Origin of the sequence: Pseudodesulfovibrio piezophilus C1TLV30 (assembly GCF_000341895.1) — a bacterium.
Classification (GTDB): domain Bacteria; phylum Desulfobacterota; class Desulfovibrionia; order Desulfovibrionales; family Desulfovibrionaceae; genus Pseudodesulfovibrio; species Pseudodesulfovibrio piezophilus.
On the sequence record NC_020409.1, the window covers coordinates 1,693,345 to 1,715,565 of the forward strand.

Annotated in this window: 20 protein-coding genes; 8 read left to right on the top strand and 12 right to left on the bottom strand. The window is 52.4% G+C overall.

Features of this window, described 5'->3' with window-relative positions:
• Positions 1-8 precede the first annotated feature (8 nt).
• Positions 9-425, top strand: a complete 417-nt coding sequence (locus tag BN4_RS08155) for a hypothetical protein (RefSeq protein ID WP_041720227.1) — start codon at positions 9-11, stop codon at positions 423-425.
• A gap of 14 nt (positions 426-439) precedes the next feature.
• Here BN4_RS08155 and BN4_RS08160 read toward each other — a convergent pair whose 3' ends face one another.
• Positions 440-937: a Spy/CpxP family protein refolding chaperone gene (locus BN4_RS08160; RefSeq protein ID WP_015414907.1), complete on the bottom strand. Its 498-nt coding sequence runs from the start codon at positions 935-937 to the stop codon at positions 440-442.
• Between the two features lie 638 nt (positions 938-1,575).
• On the opposite strand from BN4_RS08160, the gene BN4_RS08165 reads away from it, so the two are divergent.
• The 5 genes from BN4_RS08165 to BN4_RS08185 all read left to right on the top strand — a co-directional run bounded on the left by BN4_RS08165 (position 1,576) and on the right by BN4_RS08185 (position 5,547).
• Positions 1,576-2,325, top strand: coding sequence for a substrate-binding periplasmic protein (locus BN4_RS08165; protein WP_041720229.1), 750 nt, complete (start codon positions 1,576-1,578; stop codon positions 2,323-2,325).
• A gap of 96 nt (positions 2,326-2,421) precedes the next feature.
• The gene (locus tag BN4_RS08170; protein ID WP_015414909.1) at positions 2,422-2,880 is read left to right on the top strand and encodes a deoxycytidylate deaminase; all 459 of its coding nucleotides are present in this window, start codon (positions 2,422-2,424) and stop codon (positions 2,878-2,880) included.
• Positions 2,852-3,994 (top strand): bifunctional diaminohydroxyphosphoribosylaminopyrimidine deaminase/5-amino-6-(5-phosphoribosylamino)uracil reductase RibD, encoded by a 1,143-nt coding sequence (gene ribD, locus BN4_RS08175; protein ID WP_231856593.1) that lies wholly within the window; start codon positions 2,852-2,854, stop codon positions 3,992-3,994. The genes BN4_RS08170 and ribD overlap by 29 nt, the downstream gene beginning before the upstream one ends.
• 207 nt (positions 3,995-4,201) lie before the next feature.
• Positions 4,202-4,858: a riboflavin synthase gene (locus BN4_RS08180; RefSeq protein WP_015414911.1), complete on the top strand. Its 657-nt coding sequence runs from the start codon at positions 4,202-4,204 to the stop codon at positions 4,856-4,858.
• Between the two features lie 188 nt (positions 4,859-5,046).
• The gene (locus BN4_RS08185; protein ID WP_015414912.1) at positions 5,047-5,547 is read left to right on the top strand and encodes a PocR ligand-binding domain-containing protein; all 501 of its coding nucleotides are present in this window, start codon (positions 5,047-5,049) and stop codon (positions 5,545-5,547) included.
• 136 nt (positions 5,548-5,683) lie between these two features.
• On the opposite strand, the gene BN4_RS08190 is transcribed toward BN4_RS08185, so the two are convergent.
• Positions 5,684-6,124 carry a flavodoxin gene (locus BN4_RS08190; RefSeq protein ID WP_015414913.1) on the bottom strand — a complete coding sequence of 147 codons (441 nt, stop codon included), beginning with the start codon at positions 6,122-6,124 and terminating at the stop codon, positions 5,684-5,686.
• Between the two features lie 278 nt (positions 6,125-6,402).
• On the opposite strand from BN4_RS08190, the gene BN4_RS08195 reads away from it, so the two are divergent.
• Positions 6,403-9,090, top strand: coding sequence for a cobyric acid synthase (locus tag BN4_RS08195; RefSeq protein WP_015414914.1), 2,688 nt, complete (start codon positions 6,403-6,405; stop codon positions 9,088-9,090).
• An 8-nt stretch (positions 9,091-9,098) separates the two neighbouring features.
• On the opposite strand, the gene BN4_RS08200 is transcribed toward BN4_RS08195, so the two are convergent.
• Positions 9,099-9,350 carry a YHS domain-containing protein gene (locus BN4_RS08200; protein ID WP_157871314.1) on the bottom strand — a complete coding sequence of 84 codons (252 nt, stop codon included), beginning with the start codon at positions 9,348-9,350 and terminating at the stop codon, positions 9,099-9,101.
• A 231-nt stretch (positions 9,351-9,581) separates the two neighbouring features.
• On the opposite strand from BN4_RS08200, the gene ilvD reads away from it, so the two are divergent.
• Positions 9,582-11,243 carry a dihydroxy-acid dehydratase gene (ilvD, locus tag BN4_RS08205; protein WP_015414915.1) on the top strand — a complete coding sequence of 554 codons (1,662 nt, stop codon included), beginning with the start codon at positions 9,582-9,584 and terminating at the stop codon, positions 11,241-11,243.
• A gap of 130 nt (positions 11,244-11,373) precedes the next feature.
• Here ilvD and BN4_RS08210 read toward each other — a convergent pair whose 3' ends face one another.
• From BN4_RS08210 to mutL, 9 genes are all read right to left on the bottom strand, one after another.
• Positions 11,374-12,234 (bottom strand): substrate-binding periplasmic protein, encoded by an 861-nt coding sequence (locus BN4_RS08210; RefSeq protein WP_231856616.1) that lies wholly within the window; start codon positions 12,232-12,234, stop codon positions 11,374-11,376.
• A gap of 416 nt (positions 12,235-12,650) precedes the next feature.
• Positions 12,651-13,340: an HD-GYP domain-containing protein gene (locus BN4_RS08215; protein ID WP_015414917.1), complete on the bottom strand. Its 690-nt coding sequence runs from the start codon at positions 13,338-13,340 to the stop codon at positions 12,651-12,653.
• Between the two features lies 1 nt (position 13,341).
• Complete coding sequence (locus BN4_RS17160; protein ID WP_015414918.1) at positions 13,342-13,665, bottom strand: hypothetical protein; 324 nt, start codon at positions 13,663-13,665, stop codon at positions 13,342-13,344.
• Between the two features lie 482 nt (positions 13,666-14,147).
• Complete coding sequence (locus BN4_RS08225; RefSeq protein WP_015414919.1) at positions 14,148-14,822, bottom strand: TIGR00153 family protein; 675 nt, start codon at positions 14,820-14,822, stop codon at positions 14,148-14,150.
• Between the two features lie 40 nt (positions 14,823-14,862).
• Positions 14,863-16,101 (bottom strand): inorganic phosphate transporter, encoded by a 1,239-nt coding sequence (locus tag BN4_RS08230; protein WP_015414920.1) that lies wholly within the window; start codon positions 16,099-16,101, stop codon positions 14,863-14,865.
• Positions 16,102-16,151: 50 nt separating this feature from the next.
• Positions 16,152-17,939, bottom strand: coding sequence for a HAMP domain-containing sensor histidine kinase (locus tag BN4_RS08235; RefSeq protein WP_015414921.1), 1,788 nt, complete (start codon positions 17,937-17,939; stop codon positions 16,152-16,154).
• Between the two features lie 995 nt (positions 17,940-18,934).
• Complete coding sequence (locus BN4_RS08250; protein WP_015414924.1) at positions 18,935-19,156, bottom strand: hypothetical protein; 222 nt, start codon at positions 19,154-19,156, stop codon at positions 18,935-18,937.
• Between the two features lie 70 nt (positions 19,157-19,226).
• Complete coding sequence (alr, locus tag BN4_RS08255) at positions 19,227-20,354, bottom strand: alanine racemase (RefSeq protein ID WP_015414925.1); 1,128 nt, start codon at positions 20,352-20,354, stop codon at positions 19,227-19,229.
• Positions 20,355-20,358: 4 nt separating this feature from the next.
• Positions 20,359-22,221 (bottom strand): DNA mismatch repair endonuclease MutL, encoded by a 1,863-nt coding sequence (gene mutL, locus BN4_RS08260; RefSeq protein ID WP_015414926.1) that lies wholly within the window; start codon positions 22,219-22,221, stop codon positions 20,359-20,361.

Below are 22,221 nucleotides of genomic sequence, written 5' to 3' on the forward strand. Positions count from 1 at the left end.
GTACCATCATGCCTGCCCCTTTGCCTTCGCCCCCCATCAAGATCCACCGGAAATGGCAGGACATCAGGTTAAACGAGTGCAATGGGAAGGTCGAAAAAGACTCAAGCCGATCGGTTCCGGCGGCTTCATTGCCACTGGCAACAAAAAAACAGACTCGCCACTATAAAACCGTGTCTTTCGAGTCAGGGGACATCCTTTACGCCATAAGACAGCGTCAGGTTCTCATGGAGAAGGGCCAAAAGCAACTCAGCCGCATGCAATCAGTGATCTCCCTGCATCATCCCCCGGATGCAATCCCTGATGCCAGCCCTCATTCTCCACTATGCCGACCATGGAATTCATGGCCCATGACATTCAAAGAAATTTATGACGGAGCGATTCTTCCCCGTGAAGAACCGCTCCGCCTATTCCTGTTTTCCCGTTAATCGGAAATGTTCATCTAGTACATGCCGTTGTGCGCACCATGGCCGCGACCAAATCCAGGCCCCATGGGGCCACCAAAACCGGGGCACCCGTCTTCGCCATATGAGGGGCACCCGCCAAATCCGCCCGCAAAGGTAATACCGGTAGCCTGTGCCAGTTCCTCACCCATCTGCCCGCGCATGTCGCGCATCTTGTCACGCAATTCGGAGATTTCTGAAGTCAGCTTGCCAATTTTCTTTTCATTGGCATCGCCGCCGTTGATCATGGCTTGCAGTGTGGAATGCTTGGTCCACATGGCGGTCCGTAATTCAGACATCTGATCAGCGTACTTCTGAAAAATCTTGTCAGCCGCAGCCTGTTTTTCCGGCGAGAGTTGGCTATAGGCCGAGTTCGGACCGTTGCCGCCGCAAGCACCTCGGCGACCGTGGCCGTAACCGGGACCTGCAATTGACATTGCTGCCATACCGAGAACCAGGACTGTGGCCAGAGCTGTGATGGTAATGTTTTTCTTCATGTGATGACTCCTTCTGTAAAAAATTACTGTTCGAATGAAACATTTGCTCGGAGGAAGATGAGAGTGTGTTGATCTTCTTGCCACTGGTATAAGCATCTGCCGTGCCAAAGTTCTTATCATGCTGTATTATTTAAATAAATCGCAGATACCAAGATCATGTGCACATAAATAAGTGCAATTGTCTGCATTATTTTCTGCACATACTGTGTAATTTGTGCAAAAGGACGAATCTTGACTTCTTCAAGAAAAAAACGCGCCCCTCTTCATATCCATAAAATCGGTATAGACACACTAAAACCTACGCAACTATCTACGGATATGGTTGCAGTGCTTGTGGGCACTCATTTGAGGAGTTGACCTTTGGACGAGAGCATAAACCTATTTGCCTCCCAGTATGGTGCAGAGGCAACGGGAAAGCTCATGAACGTCTGTTCGCCAACCTTGAATCTGGAGACAACCAGTCGAAAAGGTCACACCCTACCGCGCCCATGACTGCCTGTAGCGGAGGAGGCGGAGGCTGAATCGTGCCCCAGGCCGGGGTACCACTATTCTCAAGCCATTATAACCCTCGTTTTCCTCTTGCCAAAAAAAAGCCACTCCTTATACGTTCAAGCATGCACCATCGTAGTAATATAACAATGGGCATTCTGCTCTTTATCCTGATCCTTCCGTCTCTTTCGACGGCGGGAGATTTCAAAGCCTTCATCACCCAACTTCCTCCTATCAAAATTATTCAGGACGACAAAGCCTCGGGCATCGCCAGTGATGTCCTGATCCGAATTATGGAAAAAGCCGGATTCGCCTTCACAATTGACGATATAGTCTTCGCTCCCTGGCAGGAATCATACGACATAACCCGAACCACGCCAAAGACGATTTGCCTCGGTATGGCACGCACCGAATCCCGTATTGCAGAGTTTAAATGGGTCGGCCCGATTTATACGGCGAAACTTGGCCTCATCGCTTCGAAAAAACTTCATATCCCCATTAAAAATTTCCAGGAAGCCACTTCATTTCGCATAGGCACAATCAAGGGAAGTGCCCCGGAAAAGATCCTCGTACAAGAGGGCGTGCCCCTGGAAAATCTGACTCGATTTGATCATAATGATGAGGCGATTCGAATGCTCCACTCAGGGCAGATCGACCTTCTCGCCTTTCCTAAATCATCAGCCCTGTACGGCATGTTGCAAATAGGCATTGATCCAAACGATTATGAAATGGTTTTGGAATTCCGCGACGTGGATATGTATTATGCCTTTTATCCACTGACTGACGACATCGAAATCCTTAAAATCCAGACAGCTCTGGATGACCTGAAAAAGAACGGACCAAACGGCATCAGTGAATATCACGAAATCATTTCCAAATACTTCCGCCCATCCATCTGATCAGCTTCTTCCCGGTGCTGGCCGTTTCCTTTCGTTTCAAGAAATGGTAGAAGAGACCCTTCGTTGCACACCAGCTTGACCGTTTGAGGAAAGACCATGCCCAATAGACTTCCCTGGCCCGATTATTTCATGCGCATTGCCCATCTTGTCGCACAGCGCTCCACCTGTACCCGCCGTGCGGTAGGAGCCATCGCTGTCCGTGACAAGCGAATCCTTGCCACCGGATACAACGGGGTTCCCTCCAATATTTCTCACTGCGAAGAAGTCGGCTGTCTCCGCGAAAAACTCGGTATCCCTTCTGGCCAACGCCATGAACTTTGCAGAGGGCTCCACGCGGAACAGAACGTCATCATCCAGGCTGCGACCCATGGACTCGATCTCAAGGAATGTGACATTTACTGTACCACCAAACCGTGTATCCTGTGTACCAAGATGCTCATCAACTGCGATGTGCGAAGCATCTTCTACGCCGAAGATTACAATGACGAGTTGTCAGAAGAAATGCTCAAGGAAGCGGGGGTGAATTATGTCTATATGCAAGGTGAATTCATCTAGTCCGGAAGAATTGATGGCCTGCGCCATCGAACTCGCCACACTGGGAAGAGGAACCACGGCACCCAACCCCTGTGTCGGGGCTGTTCTGGTTCGCGAAGGACATATCGTGGCCGGAGGCTGGCACAAAAAATATGGGCACCTCCATGCAGAACGGGAATGTCTGGCAGATGCCGAAGAAAAAAATATCGACCCGCGAGGGCTGACCCTCTTTGTCACTCTGGAACCATGCAATCATCACGGAAAGACCCCTCCCTGCACACAGGCCATCATCGAGGCCGGGATCAAAACAGTTGTCATCGGCACCCGCGACCCCAACCCTCTGGCGGCAGGAGGGATCGAGACATTGCAGGAGCATGGGATCACCGTCAAGGTCGGTATACTAGAGCAGGAATGCCGGGACTTGATCGCAGATTTTCTTCTCTGGCAAAGGAGCTATTCGACTTATAATATCATCAAAATGGCTGCGACACTTGATGGGAAAATTGCTTCACGACAACACAAGCCGGAACCGGTCTCATGCCCGGAATCATTTGAGCGCGTTCATCGCCTGCGATCCATGGTGAATGCCGTGGTTGTGGGCGGCGGAACCTTTTATGCCGACAACCCCAGCCTCTCATGCCGTCTGGATGGGCTTGATCCGAACTTCAGGCAACCTCTGGCAGTCATCGTCAGCTCTCGTCTGCCAGCGGAACCGCAGCACTTCACACTGCTCAGACAGCGACCGGAAAAAACCATCTTTTTCACCTCGGAAAAGGCCGCTCACAGCCCTGAAGCCGATGCACTTCGGAAACGGGGAACCAGTGTCTGGTCTCTCAACGATGCAGATGGCTGCTTCAACCTTTCCCTGGGATTCGAACGGCTCAGGTATGACCACCAATGCCATTACACGCTCATTGAAGGTGGTGGCCGCTTGGCCATGGAGTGTATCTCGCAAGGCCTCGCGGACAAACTGATCCACTTCGTCACCCCCCGTATTCTCGGCGATGACCTGGCACCATCGGCCTACTCCGGCCGCCAGAATGTCAGCATGGCTGAAACCGTGAATTACCGCATTACTCAAACCGAAACCAGCGGACAGGACGTGGTCCTGACCATGCTGCCACGTCAGGAGTAACCTCTCGTTGACAAACAACAGAGTCCACCCGGAAAATTCTCAGCCACTTGTTACTTCGCGGTGAACTCCGCCCCCTGCGGCACCAACCGAATGCCCACCGGCCTGAGGGTTCCCCTGAGAGATCAAGACCTCGTGCTGCCGGAGATTTACACCCGGCCATCTCCCTGATAGAACGACGTGCAAGACAGCATGAAACAAGGAATCCGTATGTTCACAGGACTGATCATGGGCATGGGCCGCATAGAGGCCGCTGACAATCGCGGCGCAGAGACACGCTTTCGCATAAGAACGCTTTTCGACCTTCCGGGGATCGAACTGGGGGAATCCATTGCTGTCAACGGCACATGCCTGACAGTGGAGACCCATGGCGACAATTGGTTTACCGCGTACGCCAGCCGCGAAACCATGTCCGTCACTTCACTGGGAGAACTTCGTGTCGGCTCCGAAGCCAATCTGGAACGGGCCATGGCCATGGGCGATCGTTTCGGCGGACATATTGTCGCGGGTCATGTGGATGCTCTTGCCGAAGTCGCAGAAGTCCGCCCTGCCGGAGAATCAAATATCTATAAACTCGTTTTCGATGCTGCCCATGGCAGGTATGTCATTCCCAAGGGTTCAATCGCGTTAGATGGGATATCGCTGACCGTCAACGAGTGCGGCGAAGACTGGCTCGAAGTGAACATCATTCCCGAGACCCAAAAAGCCACCACCATTTCCAATTGGAAACCCGGCCGCAAGGTCAATATGGAAACGGATATCATCGGCAAATACGTCGAGCGCATGGTCACGCCCTGGGCTGCAAAGGGAAAAGCCGAAACAAAATCAACTCTCACCATGGACTACTTGAGAGAACACGGTTTCTGATCAATCCCACCCCCTCCCCTGCAAAACAGGGAGCCACCTCCCCTTCCTGACACACGAGTTTCTCCTTCACCTCTGGACACCCCCCGGAGGTATGCTTATCTTCTTTTCCCAGGCTCGAAAGGCAGTGCTTGAACGGCATCAATGACTTGAGTCTGATTTGACCTCACCGCATCCAGGAGACAGATATCATGAAAATGACAGACCTCATGCCCATGGGAAAATGGCTTGAATTGGAAAAAGACCTTCACGAAAAATATCATATCAACGCAGAAGTCGTGGAAGAAGACGGCAAACGAGTCACCAACAGACGCCTGTGGTGCAACTCGCTGTGCAAGGCGATTCGTGAAAGCGACAAGGGGGTCGGCGGCATCTGTGCCCCGGCCGGGCAGGAATTCGTTCGCCTGACACGAGAGGAACGGTTGCCATTTGTCGAGGAATGTGATCTCGGCCTTGCCAAGATCAGCGTTCCGGTCATCGTCAATGGGGAACTGGTTGGTGCCGTCGGAGGCTGTGGTCCTCTGCCGGAGGGGAACGAATTGGAAGATTTCATGGTCCAGGCGACTATGGGAATGGAGGAAGAGGAAGTCTGTCAGCTGGCTGAAACAATCCCGACGATATCTCAGGAAAAGCTCAAGGAAATGCAAACCTATATTGAAGAAAAAGTGGCTGCAATCGTCGCTTCGGTCTAACCTTCAAAAAAAGAATCCCCCATTCGCTTCTCTTCTGAAAAGCCGTCCATGTCGGACGGCTTTTCAGATCCTAGGGGGAAAATCGACCCAATGTCGATCCACGCCGGTTGCGTCAGACGTCAGTTCCCCTTACCAACTAATTTTTGCTGATAATCTGGTCGCACCACTTGATGATTTCGTCATCATCCGGATCGCCGTCAATTTTCAGCGACTCCACGATCACTTTGGCTCCCAGCTGTTCAGATTTCTCTTCAATGGCATCAACCGCACCGCAGAAATACGTATAGCTGGAGTCTCCGCAACCGAAGACCGCGACTGGCTTGTCCTTGAGCGAAGCTTTTTCAAGGTCATCATACAACGCGATAAAATCGTCCTGAAGCTCGATTTCATCGTCGCCCCAGGTGGAGCAGCCAAAGAGGACCAGTTCGTACCCGTCCGCCAGTCCGTCCGCAGACACGTCTGATGCATCACGGATATCAACTGCGTACTCGTTTTTCTCCAAATGTTTGGCGATAGTGTCAGCGGCATTTTCCGTGTTGCCGGTGGTTGAACCGAATACAATCAAGGTTTTAGGCATGTTTTTCTCCTTTGTGATGTGTGAGCCTGTTCCTCACGGCTTAATTGAAATTGAAAATCAAAGTCAATCACAAAGTGTAATTTGTTTGAGGATTTCACAAGGAGACATGAAGCCCCCTTTAACATCCAGCATGATGTTATTTTCGAGAGAATCCCCTCTTTCCCCTCTTGTCTCCGGCCCGGTTTCAACGTAGATAGAGAGTTGATCTCAACAATTTCTAGACTTCTTGAAGAACATGCGGAAACCTCTGTGTACCGGTGTTTTCGGGATTAAATAATATGGTTAAACAATCGGTCTTCGCAGGCGTTCCAGATATCCTCGACGAACAGAAGTTCGCCCATGGCGGCAACCTTCGACGCATGGCAGAACAAGCCAAATGCTCCCCCCATGAAATAGTGGACTTCTCTGCAAACGTTAATCCTCTTGGCCCACCACCATGGCTCGGGCAGGTTGTCGGGCACGCCCTACAGAGTGTGGACTCCTACCCAGACCCCGACTCTCATGATCTGCTCATGGCCGCCTCCGAATTATATAAAGTATGGCCCACCCAGGTCATTGCGGGCAATGGCGCGTCCGAATTGCTCTTTGCCGCCGCAGGGTTGGGAGGCTACAGCCAGGCGATCATCCCCTCCCCCACCTATGTGGATTACGCGCGTGCGTGCAAAGCTCACAGGCTGAAAGTTCGGGAAGTCCCCATGGCCGAGGGCTTCCAAATAAACTTCCCGGCCATGGGTCCTCTGCTGGCGACTCCCTCCGTGGTTTTCCTGTGCAGCCCGAACAATCCCACTGGCACTACATTTTCCGCAGCGGACCTACGCGAAGTGGCAACCATGTTCCCGCAAAGCCGCTTTATCGTGGACGAATCCTTTGCTGAATTCCGGCCCGAAGGGACAGACAGACTCATCCGCAATCGTCCTTCCAATGTCATAACGATTCTATCTCTGACCAAATTTTTTGCCATCCCCGGCATCAGGCTCGGGCTGGCATTTGCCGACCCGGATATCATCTTGCGGCTCAAGCAGAACATGCCTGCCTGGTCCGTGAACACCCTAGCCCAGAAAATAGGGGCACGCTGTCTGCGTGATAAACAATACGCGATTCACACTCGTGAGCAGACCACCCTCTTGCGCAAGAACCTCGCCTCGGGACTGCGCCAGATCCCCGGCATCAAGGTCATGCCGGGAGAAGCAAATTATCTGCTCTGCCGGGTGGAGCGTATCGGACAGGATGCAGTGCCTCTTTTTGATCGCCTCCTGACCGAACATCGTATCGCAATCCGGCTCTGCGGCAATTACGAGGGACTGGATAATAACTGGTTTCGGGTGGCTGTCCGCAATGGAAGAGACAATGAACGGCTGATCAAGGCCATGGAAGCAGTCAGTGGCACCGGCCGTGGCCCAGTGGTCAAACGAACCAAGCGCACCCCGGCCCTCATGCTCCAAGGAACCAGCTCCAACGCCGGGAAATCCGTTCTCACAGCGGCTTTTTGTCGCATTCTGCTTCAGGACGGGTATTCCGTGGCACCGTTCAAAGCCCAAAACATGTCCCTCAACTCCTATGTCACGGAATCGGGCGGAGAAATGGGACGGGCGCAAGTCACCCAGGCCATGGCGTGCCGATTACGCCCGGAAGTACGCATGAATCCGGTCCTGCTCAAACCAGGCTCGGATACAGGCTCGCAGGTCATCGTCATGGGCCAACCCGTGGGCAATATGTCCGTACGTGAATATGTTCGCTACAAACCAAGAGCCTGGGAAGCGGTGAAAACAGCCTATGACTCCCTGGCGAATGAATACGATGTCATCGTCCTTGAAGGTGCTGGCAGCCCTGCCGAGGTCAACCTCAAACACCACGACATCGTGAATATGGCTATGGCGCGACACGCCAAGGCACGAGTCATGCTGGCCGGAGACATCGATCGAGGCGGCGTCTTCGCCTCCATCGTCGGCACCATGAATCTTTTGACCCCACAAGAACGCGACCATGTGGAGGGTTTTCTCATCAACCGCTTCCGCGGGGACCCCAGCCTGCTTGATCCCGCTTTCGGGCAAATGTTTGAGCATACAGGTAAGCCGGTCCTGGGGACCATTCCATATATCCATTCCCTCGGCCTTCCCGAGGAGGATTCTGTTTCATTCAAGGAAGGATTCAGACCGGAAGACAGCCTGGAACGTCTTCCTGACGCGGAGTGTGTGGACATCGTGGTCATTGATCTGCCACGCATATCGAATTTCAACGATATTGACCCATTCTATATGGAGCCGGATGTCCGCATCAGAGTGGTCTCTGATGCCCACGATATCGGAACCCCGGATGCTGTGATCCTGCCTGGTTCCAAATCAACTGTGCCGGATATGAAAGCCCTCAAGGGGACTGGCATGGCCGCAGTTCTGCGGGAACTGGCCAACGACGATCACAAGACACGGATGATAGGCATCTGCGGCGGCTTCCAAATGCTTGGAGACCTGGTCGACGACCCGTTTGGCCTGGAGTCGGAAACGACTCGCATGGAAGGATTCGGTCTCCTGCCGATTCAGACGACCTTAGTCCCGGAAAAGACCCTGACCCGCACCACCGGGGTTCATTCCACATCCGGGCACCAGGTTCATGGCTACGAAATCCACCACGGCCAGACTGTCTCTTTGACAGAGAACCTGCGAGTGGCCCTAAGAGACAGTGCCGGGAATCCCCTTGGTTTTTCCCGACCTGATGGCAGGGTCTGGGGAACATATCTTCATGGACTCTTCGATGCGGATGAATTCCGCCGCTGGTTTATAGATCAGTTGCGCATGGACAAGGGGCTTTCGCCCCTTGAGAATGTTCAGGCGCGGTTCGACCTCGAAGACGCCCTCGACCATCTGGCCGGAATTGTCCGCGAAGCCGTCAATATGGATTCCATTTACAAATCACTCGGCTTTTCAGGCTGCTGTGCCCAAGCCAGCCTTTTCTTTTCCATGGGCGGTTGAGTCTTTTCTCAACCAAACCCGAGGAAACTGAAAAAGCCCTTCTTTTTACCTGCGTATCGAGAAGGGTCACTGATGTATTCGGTCATGCACTTGGTACTGCAAAAAAACATCTCGCCTTCGGGCTGCATGATACTTTGACTATTGCTGTTATTTCTATCGACACGCTTACCGCACACGGGGTCGCGAGCGACATAATTCACGGTCTTGTCCTCCTGGCGGCGCTTGGCGCAGCCGCAACTTGGTCCGCATCCCTTGCTCATAGTTTCCTCCCAGGTTGCGTTTTGACCGGACATTCCGGCTCGTCTCCATCATACATCAAGACCAACTGAAACGCACCTTTTATAGAAGTACCTCCTACCAGTTCTTTTCATTGACGAATCAAACTGAAACTCAAGAAATGACCTTTTTTTCTTCCGACCAAACAAGTTGACAGCCCGCTTCATTCGGGTTGAACTACGCATCCGTTTTTCTATCTATTAAGGAGTATCTTGATGCGCAGTAAAAAAATGACTGGTGGATTGGAAAAGGCCCCGCACCGCTCGCTCTTGTACGCGACCGGACTGTCCAAAGAAGAAATGGACCGCCCGTTGATCGGCGTATGCAACGCAGCCAACGAAATTATCCCCGGACATGTGCATCTAGACACGATTTCCGAGGCCGTTAAGACTGGCATCCGTATCGCAGGCGGTACCCCCATGGAATTTCCCGCAATCGGCGTCTGTGACGGGCTGTCCATGAACCATGAAGGCATGAAGATGTCACTACCCAGCCGTGAGCTTATCGCCGACTCCGTGGAAATAATGGCAACAGCCCACCCCTTTGATGCCATTGTCTGTATACCCAACTGCGACAAGATCGTTCCGGGTATGCTCATGGCGATTCTGCGACTGAACATCCCGGCCGTCGTCATTTCCGGTGGCCCCATGCTGGCAGGACGCAAAAAAAGCGCTGATCTTATCAATGTTTTTGAGGGAGTTGGCAAGGTCAAGGCCGGCACCATGACGGAAGAGGAACTGGAGCAATTTGAACAGTCCGCATGCCCGACCTGTGGCTCCTGCGCTGGCATGTTCACCGCCAACTCCATGAACTGTCTTTCCGAGTCCATCGGATTGGCCCTGCCCGGCAATGGTACCATCCCGGCAGTCATGTCCGCACGAGTTCGCCTCGCCAAGCAGGCTGGCATGCAAGTCATGGAAATGCTGGAAAAGAATATCAGACCTCGCGATATCGTCACAGAAAAGGCCGTGCACAATGCTGTGACCATGGACATGGCCCTGGGCTGTTCCACCAATACAACGCTGCATCTGCCCGCCTTGTTCGCCGAGGCAGGCCTTGATCTCAATCTGGAAATGTTCAATGAGATCAGCAAAAAAACACCCAATTTGTGCAAGCTTTCCCCTGCCGGACCTCACTATATGGAGGACCTGAACGAAGCAGGCGGCATCCCGGCTGTAATGTCTGAACTGGTCAAGAAAGACCTGCTCAATCTTGATGTCATGACCGTCACAGGAAAGACCCTGGGAGAGAATCTCAAGGACCTGAAAGCACATGTCTCTGACGAGACCATTGTTCGCCCCATAGAGACCCCTTATTCCCAAGAAGGCGGCATTGCCATTCTGTACGGCAATATTGCGCCTGAGGGCGGATGCGTCAAGCAGTCTGCCGTGGCACCGGAAATGATGGTCAACACAGGCACCGCACGGGTTTTCAACTCCGAAGAGGACTGTGTAGAAGCTATTCTGGGCAACAAGATCAAACCCGGAGACGTGGTGGTTGTCCTGTATGAAGGTCCCAAGGGCGGCCCCGGAATGCGTGAAATGCTCACTCCGACCTCGGCCATATCCGGCATGGGCTTGGGCAGTTCCGTCGCCTTGATCACCGATGGTCGTTTCTCGGGAGGAACCCGTGGCGCTGCTATCGGCCACATCTCGCCCGAGGCCGCAGCAGGCGGTCCCATCGGACTGGTCCAAGAGGGAGACCGCATCGAAATCAACATCCCTAAACGCTCCATCAATCTGCTGGTTGATGAAGCTGAACTCGAAGAGCGCAGGAAAAACTTTACTCCGGTGGTCAAGGAAGTCCAATCTCCTTTCCTCCGCCGCTATGCCAAACTTGTGACCTCGGCCTCCCGAGGTGCAGTCTTCGAAAAATAATCGAAGAAATTCACACGACCAACTCAAAGAGCCGACCAGAATATCCTGGCCGGCTCTTTGCTTCAAAAGCAGAGTCACAAGAGAAGAAAGACTTCTTACCCTTGAAAAATCCTCGTCAGAGCCACTCCCCTCACTCCTGAATAGCACGACTCCTGCCCTGACTGCCCTGACTGCCCTGACTGCCCTGACTGCCCTGACTGCCCTGACTGCCCTGACTGCCCTGACTGCCCTGACTGCCCTGAAGAGGCGAATCCACCCAGGGTCGCCGGATGTCCATAGGCGGCACCAGAGCCGGATACCATTGGCGGAATAAATGAGAAAAAGTTCCGTCTGCACGCATGGATTGAAACGCATCCTGCCAGAGGCGCACGGTCTTCGGATCTGTCCCATGCGAGAGAGCGAGATAAAGGTCCACATCCTTGATCACATACACAACTTCCAGAGCGTCGAGAGGCACTTCCGCTGCAAGCGCTGTCTCACTGATGCCCAAAGATGCGGCTACGACCAAATCCAACCGCCCACGAACCAGCTTGCGAAAATTGAGGACATTATTCACAGCCTGTTTCAGATTCGTGAACCCCTGATCGCGAAGAAATGCATCCCTGACATCTCCTCTATAGGTCCCGATGGAGTGAACATCTCGCGCATCATCCAGTGAGTGAAGAGTCTGGTTTGTCCCTTTTCTGGCCAGGAAGACCCATTGCAGGCGCATGAATGGCCCCACCCATGTAAAGAGAGAATCTCGCGCTTCATTCCGCGCAATTGTAAACAAGGCCGTGTCTGCCGTGGTAAGCAGAATATCATATGCCCGAGCCCAGGGCAGTGGCGTAATGCTGCTTTCCTGCCCTACCCGACGCATTATTTCGCGCACAAGAGCCACACCGTAACCAGTCAATTCTCCATCCACCATCATGGCAGATCGGCCTGCCAACTCAGTATAGACCGAGAGTTCGGCAGATCGGACCGGAATGATGCCAACCTGTATGAACACAAGCAAGAAAACCGCCAGCTTCCCAAACTGTTTTATTTTGATCATTACCACATTTTTACACCAATTCATTCTCAATTGCACCAGAAAAATGAGCAGACCACGCATTTCACTCAAGGCACAATGACGGCAAAGCCAATACCAGTAGAGCTTGTGACCAAAACGAGAAAGCCTCCCGGAGGAGGCTTGGTGTTTTCTCGGTGCAAATAAAAGGAAGATGCTTTCTTTAATGCACCAGCCATGCCAACAAGACAGATTTAAACTATTTTTATTAATAATATAATTATTACAGTGTATTACTTGTCATTTTGACTCTCTGTATTTTTCTCGTTTGGTACTTCAAAGGGTACAAGAATTTTAACTTTCCGCTCTGGAAAGCTTCATGGGACAAAATTTTTGTATGTAATGTGAGCCGAGTCTCAGGCTCTGATCTGAACTTCGGAAAGACCTTCCATGATAGACCGAATGGCCCCAGTGGAAGCTGCAAATGCTTCCACGACCACTGGGTCGAACTGAGTACCGGAGCAGCGGATAATTTCACGTTGGGCGGCTTCAAAGCTCAACGCCTGACGATATGGTCTGTTCTGAAGCATGGCGGAAAGCGAATCAGCAAGTGAGATAATACGAGCACCCAGGGGAATAGCCTCGCCTTTGATGCGCTGAGGGTAGCCGTTGCCATCAAAACGTTCATGATGATGCAAGACCATGTCCACCACCCCCAGTTGTCGCAGGGCCGCCACAGGACGGAGGATATCAGCCCCTGCTTCCGGGTGATTTCGTATGGCGACCCATTCTACTGGGTCAAGAGGTCCCTGCTTGCACAGAACGGCATCAGGAACACCAATCTTTCCTATATCGTGCAGATGACCCGCCACATGCACGACATCTGATTCAACACAAGAGAGCCCCATAACAAGGGCAAGAGCATGGGAAATCTGTGCGACCTCAGCAGAGTGCATGGATGTATGTTGATCCTTTGCGTCAATAGCATTCCCCAACGACTCTGCAAATTGATGCAAAATGGCCGAGATGAACTGCGTTGGTTCTGCGCATTGACTGGTCCCCGGCAGCGAAGCGCCAGCTGCCGGGGATTGAAGATCAAGTTCCATATTACACGGCTCTGCTTGCGATGTCGTGCTCAAGGCGAGAAAGATTTCGTGAAATCACTTTATGGAGGGAGTTGTCGATTCCTGCTCCCTTGACAGCAGACTTGGCTGCCAGACGGAAGCAGACAAGCGCTTCCTCTTCATTCCCGGCACTCTGATGGACCAGCCCCAGGTTATTCCTTACCTTGGCTTCGTGAAGGGGCGACCCCATCTGCCGAGCAATCCGGTTGGCCTGAGCCAACTGAAACAGGGCATCTTCGACCTGACCATTATTGAAAGCCTTCATTCCTTCCCTGTTGAACATACCAAGTCTGTGCAAACTGCTCATGAAATAACTCCTTGCGCGAGGTTTACCCAGCGGACGCAAAGCTCCCGCCGGAATTCTACACCGCTTCAAGGACGCCTCTTCTACATTTGTACGCATGCTGCAAGATATCTTATGCTCTTTCACTGCCATCCCGTGCCTCCCCATTTCATACCGCACAAGGTGGAGTATATTGACAATGAAAATCAATTTCAAGAATTTTCTTTGCCTGTCTTTGGGGAATACAGAAACGAGAAACACATGGAATAAGCTATAATCACATCGCTTTTCACACATTTCGTCATTTCCAATCTCTGGAAAAACAACAGAAAGTTGAATAAGTTGTCTCAACAGGATCCTTCCATCCCAGATGGGTGGTTTTGCATAAACCACAATGACCGACTTTTTTTTGAGAGCGTTGAATTATTCAAAAAACGCCAAATAAAAAAAAGAGCGTCGCCCACACTCAGGCGGGCAACGCTCTACGAGAACGTGAAGATTGAAAGTTATCGTGCGATCATAGCCCTTAAATGGTCTGCACAATTTTCCGTATTGTGCCCCATATTATCAAGGCAATCCACGAAATGCATAAGCTGATAGATGTCCTTGAAATCAAGGTCCATGGCATACAGTTTCTTATGCAATTCATTCTTGAGCTTACGCACCTTGTCTCGTTCGGAGCGCACTTTGCGGAAGCAGGTTTTGGTCCCTTCTCTGTCAAGGGATTCCCCGTGCAAAAGGGCAATGGTCGCTTTCAGCGCAGGGCCAAGCAGGACCGTGGTCCGGGAGACTGCATCGAGCAGGTAAATAACATCTTTCTGAATCTGCTCCGGGAACTCCACCTTGCGCATAGCAAGCCAATGCAGGGCGTCCTGAGCCGCATCAAGCACATTATCCTGCGACTTGGTGTAGCTGAGAAAAAGGGATTTCTCCACAGGCATGAATAACCCTTTGGGCAGATGGTTGCGAATATTACGCTTGATCTTGTCCGCATGGTTTTCGATCTGGTCGATAGTTCGGGTCAGTTCTTCGAACTCGCGGCAGACACCACCTGAAACATAGCACTCAAGGGATTCGTCGATAGTCTCTATGCATTCGGCAATTTTGTCATAATGCTCCGTCAATCCGTCCATGGGTGAACGACTTGCGAGAAGACCGAAAAAGGGGAGTTTCAAAAACATATATGTACCTCTTGGGATAACGTTGCGCTAACTTGATGATTTAGTTGTAACACAGCCATTTCAGAATCTCAAAAAGAATCACGGCAGTAAAAGCCGATACCGGAACTGTAATCAACCAGTATATGACAATTTTTCCAAGAATTCTGAAATCAACCGCCTTGAAACCACGGGCAACACCAACACCGGCAATGGCACCGATGGCTGCGTGGGTAGAAGAAACGGGCAACCCTAATTTGGATGCTGCCAAAACCGTGGTGGCAGTGGAAAAGTCCACGGCAAAACCACGGGTATTGTTGAGCACCGTGATTTTTTCACCCACCGTGGTCATGACCCGATGCCCCAGCAGCAGAATCCCCACAGCAATGCCGATACCACCGATAGCCAGAATCGTAAACGGAATCTCCGCCTGAGTCGCTATGGTCTGATCCTTGGCGATAAGATAAATGGCCGCCACCGGGCCTATGGCATTGGCGACATCGTTGGCCCCATGTGCAAGAGCGACATAGCAGGACGTCCCGATCTGCATCTTCCGAAAAATCCGCTCAACGGCTTCGGCTCCCGCTTCTTCATCCATGACCAGACGGGCAACAAAAAACCGACTGATTCCCCAGGCGACCACTCCAAAACAACTCCCCCAGAAGAATGCCATGTAGAGAGGCATTTTGAGAGATTTTCCCAATGGGGTCTTATACATGAACGACATACAGATGATGCCGATGGTCAGACCGATCCAGCGTGGTGCCCATTTCTTGGCAGCGACGATAAACTGCCGGGCATTGAGAATCCGACTTCGTATATGGGTAAAGACAAGAAACCCGATGGCAGCGGAAAAGAACGGAGAGATAAACCATGATGCCACGACCGCGCCAAGGACATACCAATTGACCACACTGGCTCCACCGGCAACAATGCCGAAACCGAGGATAGCTCCTACGATGGAGTGGGTAGACGAAACAGGCAGAGATGTCAGCGTCGCCATGAAAACCCAGAATGCTGCGGCAATCAGAGCGGCAAACATGCCGATCATCACTAACTTGGGATCGCCAATAGCCATGGGATCGATAATTCCCTTGGCAATGGTCTTGGTCACCTGAGAGCCAAGCAACACCGCACCGACAAAGTTGAGTATGCCCGCAATGACAACAGCCTGACGCACAGTGATCGCTTTGGCTCCAACAGCCGAAGCCATGGAATTGGCCACGTCATTGGCACCGAGGTTGAAGGCTTTCCAGAACCCGGCCGCCAGCGCCAGGTAGAAGAAGATATCGTAAATGTCCATTGGGTTTCCCCTCTTTCGAGGGCGTTCGTTAAAGTGTTGCCATCATCCGATCAGACAGGCTTGTTGAGCCGGAAACAGAACCGGGCACCTCGGATATCCTCACCATATCCGTCATGCCAGATTTCACCTCCGAAGTTCCGCACGATGCGACGGCAGATGGCAAGCCCGAGGCCCGCACTACCCGAAGAACTGTCAATCGTATTCTCATCAACCCGATAAAACCTTTCGAAGACCTTGGTGCTGTGCTCTCTGGAGATACCCGGCCCCTGATCCTCCACGCAAAAGACGATGGACTCGCCATCATCCTGTGCCGTGACTGTAATTTTCCCGTTTTCCGGACTATACTTGACCGCGTTGTTCAGCAGATTGTGAAAGACATGGAGCAACCCATCTGGCTCTCCCATCACGAGCATGGCGTCATCCGGTGCATTCACTTCCAACCGGATATCTCTTTCCGCCGCCCAGGGAGTCACATCCGCCACGGTTCTTTCCAGATATTCATTCCCCGAAACCGGCTGAAGCTTGAGCTGTTTGCCCATCTGCTCCGACTTGGCAAGAGCCAACATGCTGGAGATGACTTTATCCATATGGTCTGCGTTCTTGAGCACAGTCTCCAGAAAAAAACGTCCATCTTCGGGCTTGGCCGGAGGGTTGTCCAACAAAGTCTCACTGTAGCCCTTGATGGAAGTCAACGGTGTCCGAAGCTGGTGAGACGCGTTCGCCACAAAATCCTTCAGCCCTTTCTCGCTCCGCTTCATCTCGGTGATGTCATAAAAAACAAGAATAATTTTTCGAACACCCTTCTGATCGTGAAACGGAACAGCACTGACTTCAACAGTACGGGAATCCATCAGATCTATCTGAATAGTCCGCTCTCCCTCATCGGGAGCGTGCAGTAATTCGTCCACCAAATCCTGAATTTCAAATCGACGGGTGACTTCGATGGGGGTCCGGCCAACAGTGGATTCAGCCAGGTTGAACATGACATCAAGGGCAGAGTTGTAGGACTCGATGCGTCCCTCCGAGTCAATGGACATAACTCCCTCGCGCATACCCTCGAAAATAGCCTGGAGTTGTCCCTTCTGATCTTTGATGATCTGGACGTTCCGTTCGATATTCTCCGCCATCCGATTCACGGATTGAGCAAGCGGTTTGAATTCGCCGCCAGGCAAGACCCGCAACCGTGTGCCATAATCCCCCTCACCGATAGACCGGGCAAGTTCGGAAAAAGCGGTAATCTCCCGGCTCATGTTGCGCGACATGATGACACTGACCAATCCCGCACAGAGGAGGGTCAAAATAAATATCCAAAGGAAATTCTGCCTGAGAGAACTCAAGCGATGGCTGACATCGGAAAACGGCACAGCCAATCGCAAAACCCCGGCAGGAAGGCTGACGGAGGCTCTGATCTTGGTGGCGACGTACAGCATATCCTTATGCAAGGTATCGGAATACCGGACATTGGTCCCATGGCCTTCTATATGCGCGGCAATGACTTCGGGACGCTCACTATGATTATCCAATTCAGCGAGATTGGCGAATGTCACTCCCGAATCGGCAATAACCCGTCCGTCAGTAATGATATAGGTGATCCGTGCGCCCAGTCGTGGGCCAAGGGCATCGACCCATGTGGCAAAAGCCTCTTCCGTCGTGAAACGGGGGTGCTCGTCAATGAGCCATTTGATGGATTCCAACTCGCTCATGGAGCGGAGTTTGGTCTCAGCCAACACATCGCTGGCAACAATACTCGTGGAATAATAGAAAATCACGGCCATGGCCATGAGCAGCAAAGCCCAGGTCCACAGCAGAATCCGCATTTGAAAGGAGCGCAGTTTCATTCAAAATTTCCTTGTTTTTGTGTACACGGCCCCCCTGTAGCATGGATGGAGTTGCCAAGCACGACGCGAGGGTCTGTAACATGTTCGTCACACAAATGTAACGTTTTATAGTGTTACGGTTTTGTTACGATAATATTTGTCAACCATATCAGCGTATTGCAACATTCATGCGACAGTTTTGAATCAAAAGCCGTACGATGGACGATCTCAAGATCACCCTTCATACGTCTTTGCGCTCCTTGATCTCTTTAAACTAACAGTCTGAAGTCATTATAAAATCGTGTCCAACTCGACCCATATGACACGCGATATACCCTTCAGGCTTCCCTTCTTTTTGCACCGTTCCACCCGAGGCATATTTTGCCCAAAACCAATCCCCGTACTCAGGGTTACATCCCTTAAGCTTACACATGATGGTGAGATCGGCCAGTCTCTTGTCTGCCGTGTAATCTTCCTTGACGAGGGGCGTACAAGTAAGGTCTTGGGCACCTTTGATACACCCTTCCATGTTCACATACACGATGTGCAAGAGACCGTGTGGAGAACGACCGTATTGCATCCCCGAAGAATCCGGAAATTGCTCCTAGTGGACATGTCTTTCCAGCTTGAAAAAGTCCCGCCACACCGAGACTGATCCACATGAGGAGCAGAAGAATGGCTCCCTGCCGGGACAGTCCAGGCAAGACCGGCAAGAAACGCACACAGAATTGAAATCCCCTGTAATTTCATGATCATCCTCTCTACGTCCTTGCTGATGTCCAATAAGGACAAGCATACACCGGAGACGCATGTTTCAGACCATTATTATTCTAAGGCAAAAGCTGTTGGCCCGACAGAAAAAAAGGGCACACCAGAGTGCGCCCCGCAGGGTACCGGTTGCGGAAAAGCGACTCTTTCAGTCATGGACCTCAGCCTCTCAGGCGGAAAAAGAATCGACACGCGAAAGAGCCCAGAAAAGCATTGAGGCCACACCTGTACAATGGTGACACAAATGCCTAGAATCCGCGCATGCACTCCATGAGGTAGACAGAAACTTCGATGCGCACGACACCGTTCTCTTCAATGACTCGAACATTGTTTTCCGGGATAAGGGCCATATCCTCGGCCACATTCATCCATTTTCCGGCCAGCCATTCTGGAGAAACTCCCTGTTCATCCATTTCAGTCCGGGCATAACTTTCGGCAACGGTCCATTCATCATCTTGTACTGCGGGCATTGTTCTTCTCCTTGACAGAGCCGAGTGTTCCGCCGCCAATAGAGCATCAACGAAACTCGGCATTTATCCATTAAATATAGTGTCGCTGGTTCATACCGAGCAGACAAAAAACTTCATACGTGATGGTTCCCCACCAATCGGCCAATTCTTCAACAGAAATACTCCCCGGCGCAGGGCCACCCAGCAGCCACGCTCGGTCTCCAGGCACGACACCAGTCCCTTCGCCCATAATATCCGAGACGTCAACCAGGGCCATCTGCATGCATATACGGCCAAGAATAGGGACACGATACCCCTTGATATTCATGAAACCGGAATTCGAAAGCCCCCGGCTATAGTTGTCGGCGTAGCCCACTCCGATGACTGCCACAGTGCAGTCTTTTTCTGCAACATGCGTCCAACCGTAGCTGATCCCCTCACCTTTTTTCAGACCATGCACCTGCATGACCGGAGCGGAAACTTCCATGGCCGGTTTAAGAGGACCGACTTGCCCCGCCCAATCCGTCCCATAAAGCGGATCGGCCCCGTACAGGGAAATCCCGAGGCGCACACTGTCGAGACGGCAGACGTCATGCACCATTGATCCGGCGGAGTTGGCCAGATTGGCTTCCACCTGAAATCCGGCACCACGCACAGCCTCGACGATTCCTTGAAAACGCGCTGCCTGGAGTTCCACATCGGCCTTGTGTTCCGGCACATCCGCCGAGGCAAGATGAGACGTAATCATGACCGGATTAAGGGCCGGATTCGCCTTGAGAAATTCCACAACCTGCCTGACCTCTTCAGGGAGAAAACCAAGGCGACGCATACCAGTATCGAATTTGAGTCCAATATTCAGGCTCCCTCTGGATCGGGCCAGTTCAGCGAGGGTCTTCAGATGTCCCATATGGCTCATGGCAGCCAGGATATCATGCTCCCACAAGGCAACATAATCCGCTTCATCAACAGGCCCAAGCAATGCCATAATGCGTTTTTCGCACCCTGAATGACGCAGATGGACTGCTTCGCTGACAAACCCGACGGCAAAAGTCTCGGCCTCTTCATCCAAGACTCCGGCCACCTCGGCCAGACCATGCCCATAGGCATCAGACTTGATAACAGGGATGACCGAGTCACTCACACCTTTGAACACCCTGTAGTTGTGACGGAGATTCTCTAACGTCACATGCACCTGAATCTTATTGTAATCAATAGTCATGCTACTACTTTCGCTTGAAGAGCTTTTCGAGATCAAGAGGATTCCACCGAACCACGACAGGGCGGCCATGTGGACAAAAATCCCGCTCCGGCGTCTGCAACCACACATCCAGCAGAGCCAGGGCTTCATCCACAGCCAGAGCCTGTCCGGCCTTGATAGCTGTCTTGCAAGACATCATAGTCCACAGATCATCAAGGGTCTTGGCCTTTTCCGCCAAGGCATCAACCAGATACTCCCTCGCCTTCCCCGTGTCCAGAGTCGGAGGAATTCCACGCACCAGCACCTTGGCAGGACCGTCCAACTCCAAAAGAAACCCCATTGATTTCAAGTCATCCTTCACCCCCAGCAGGACATCAACTTCGCTGGGGTGCAGAGTAATTTCAAGCGGCAGGGCCAAGGGCTGCGAGTCTCCCTTGGTCCGGGCTTCACGCATGGCAGCGAGGAGAACTCGTTCATGTGCGGCATGTTGATCAATAAGCACCAGGGATTCCCCTTGCCGCAAGACCAGATAGGTGTCTGCCACCTGTCCCAGATACGTATAGTTGGTTCCGGCCAGGGTCACACCTTCGGCCCGCCCCGCAACCGCTCCTGAGATGTGAGTTTCATGAGTCCCGAATTCCGTCCGGTCATCTGAAAAAACCCTTTCCGAACTCGTTCTGGATGGTGGCACAGGCAAGGGGATGTCTTTTGGAGGATTGTAATCCTGTTGATATTCCCGATAGGTCGCAAATTTCGGTTCGCTCCGAAGAGCCGAAGGCTGATGGCTCCGCTTGACCGGAGCAGCCCCTGTCCCGGCATAATCATTCCCGATGTTTTCCAGGGGGCGTGAGTGTCCGGGGTGCGGCAACACAGGAGGTGCCTCTTCGGCAAAGGAGAGAGCCTGCATGACACCACCTCGAATAGTCGAGAAAACCCGACTTTCCTCCAGAAAACGCACCTCGAGCTTTGCCGGATGAACATTGACGTCCACTTCTTCATTCGGCACTTCCAGAAAAAGTACTATCTGCGGGTATTCCCGAGAGAGAAGCATCCCCCGATAGGCCTGGCGGACAGCGCTGAGCATCATCTTGTCCTGCACCGAACGCCCGTTGACATAGAGCAGGATACGGTCTCCACGCCCCTGAGCCGTGGCCGGAGAACCCGCAACACCGTGGGCACGATAGCCCTCACGCTCGAAGTCAAAGGGGCGCAGCCCTTCGCACACGACCGGAGGCCAAAAAGTCTTGAGTCGGGCCGAAAGTTCCTGGTCCGGTGGCAGACGAAGGGCTTCTCGTCCTCCCATTGTCAGGGAAAAACCCGCGTGCAAATGAGCCAGACTGATGCGCATGAGCGTCTCCTGGCATCGTTTGTTTTCCGTGACTTCCGTCTTGAGGAATTTGAGTCGGGCCGGAGTATTTCCAAACAGATCACGGACCTCGACCCGCGTGCCTGCCGCCAATGCAGCCGGACCTTCGCCCTCGATTTCTCCTCCCCGCACTTCGATGAAAGCAGCCTCATCCGCCCCTTCATGACAGGAAGTCATGGTGAAACGGGAAACCGATGCGATAGAGGGCAACGCTTCCCCCCGGAACCCGAATGAACCGATGGAGGTAATATCCTCAAACCGCTGTATCTTGCTGGTAGCATGCCTTGTCACGGCCAGACTGAGTTGATTCGCGGCAATGCCGAACCCGTTATCCTGAACAAGGATCAAGGCTCGACCCCCCTTCTCCACGGTGACATCCACTCGTGAGGCTCCGGCATCCAACGAATTCTCCACCAGCTCCTTGACGACGCTGGAGGGGCGTTCGACCACCTCTCCCGCTGCGATCTGATTCTTCAGGCCCGCAGGCAAGACACGAATGACAGGCAAAGTGCCCACGCTCAT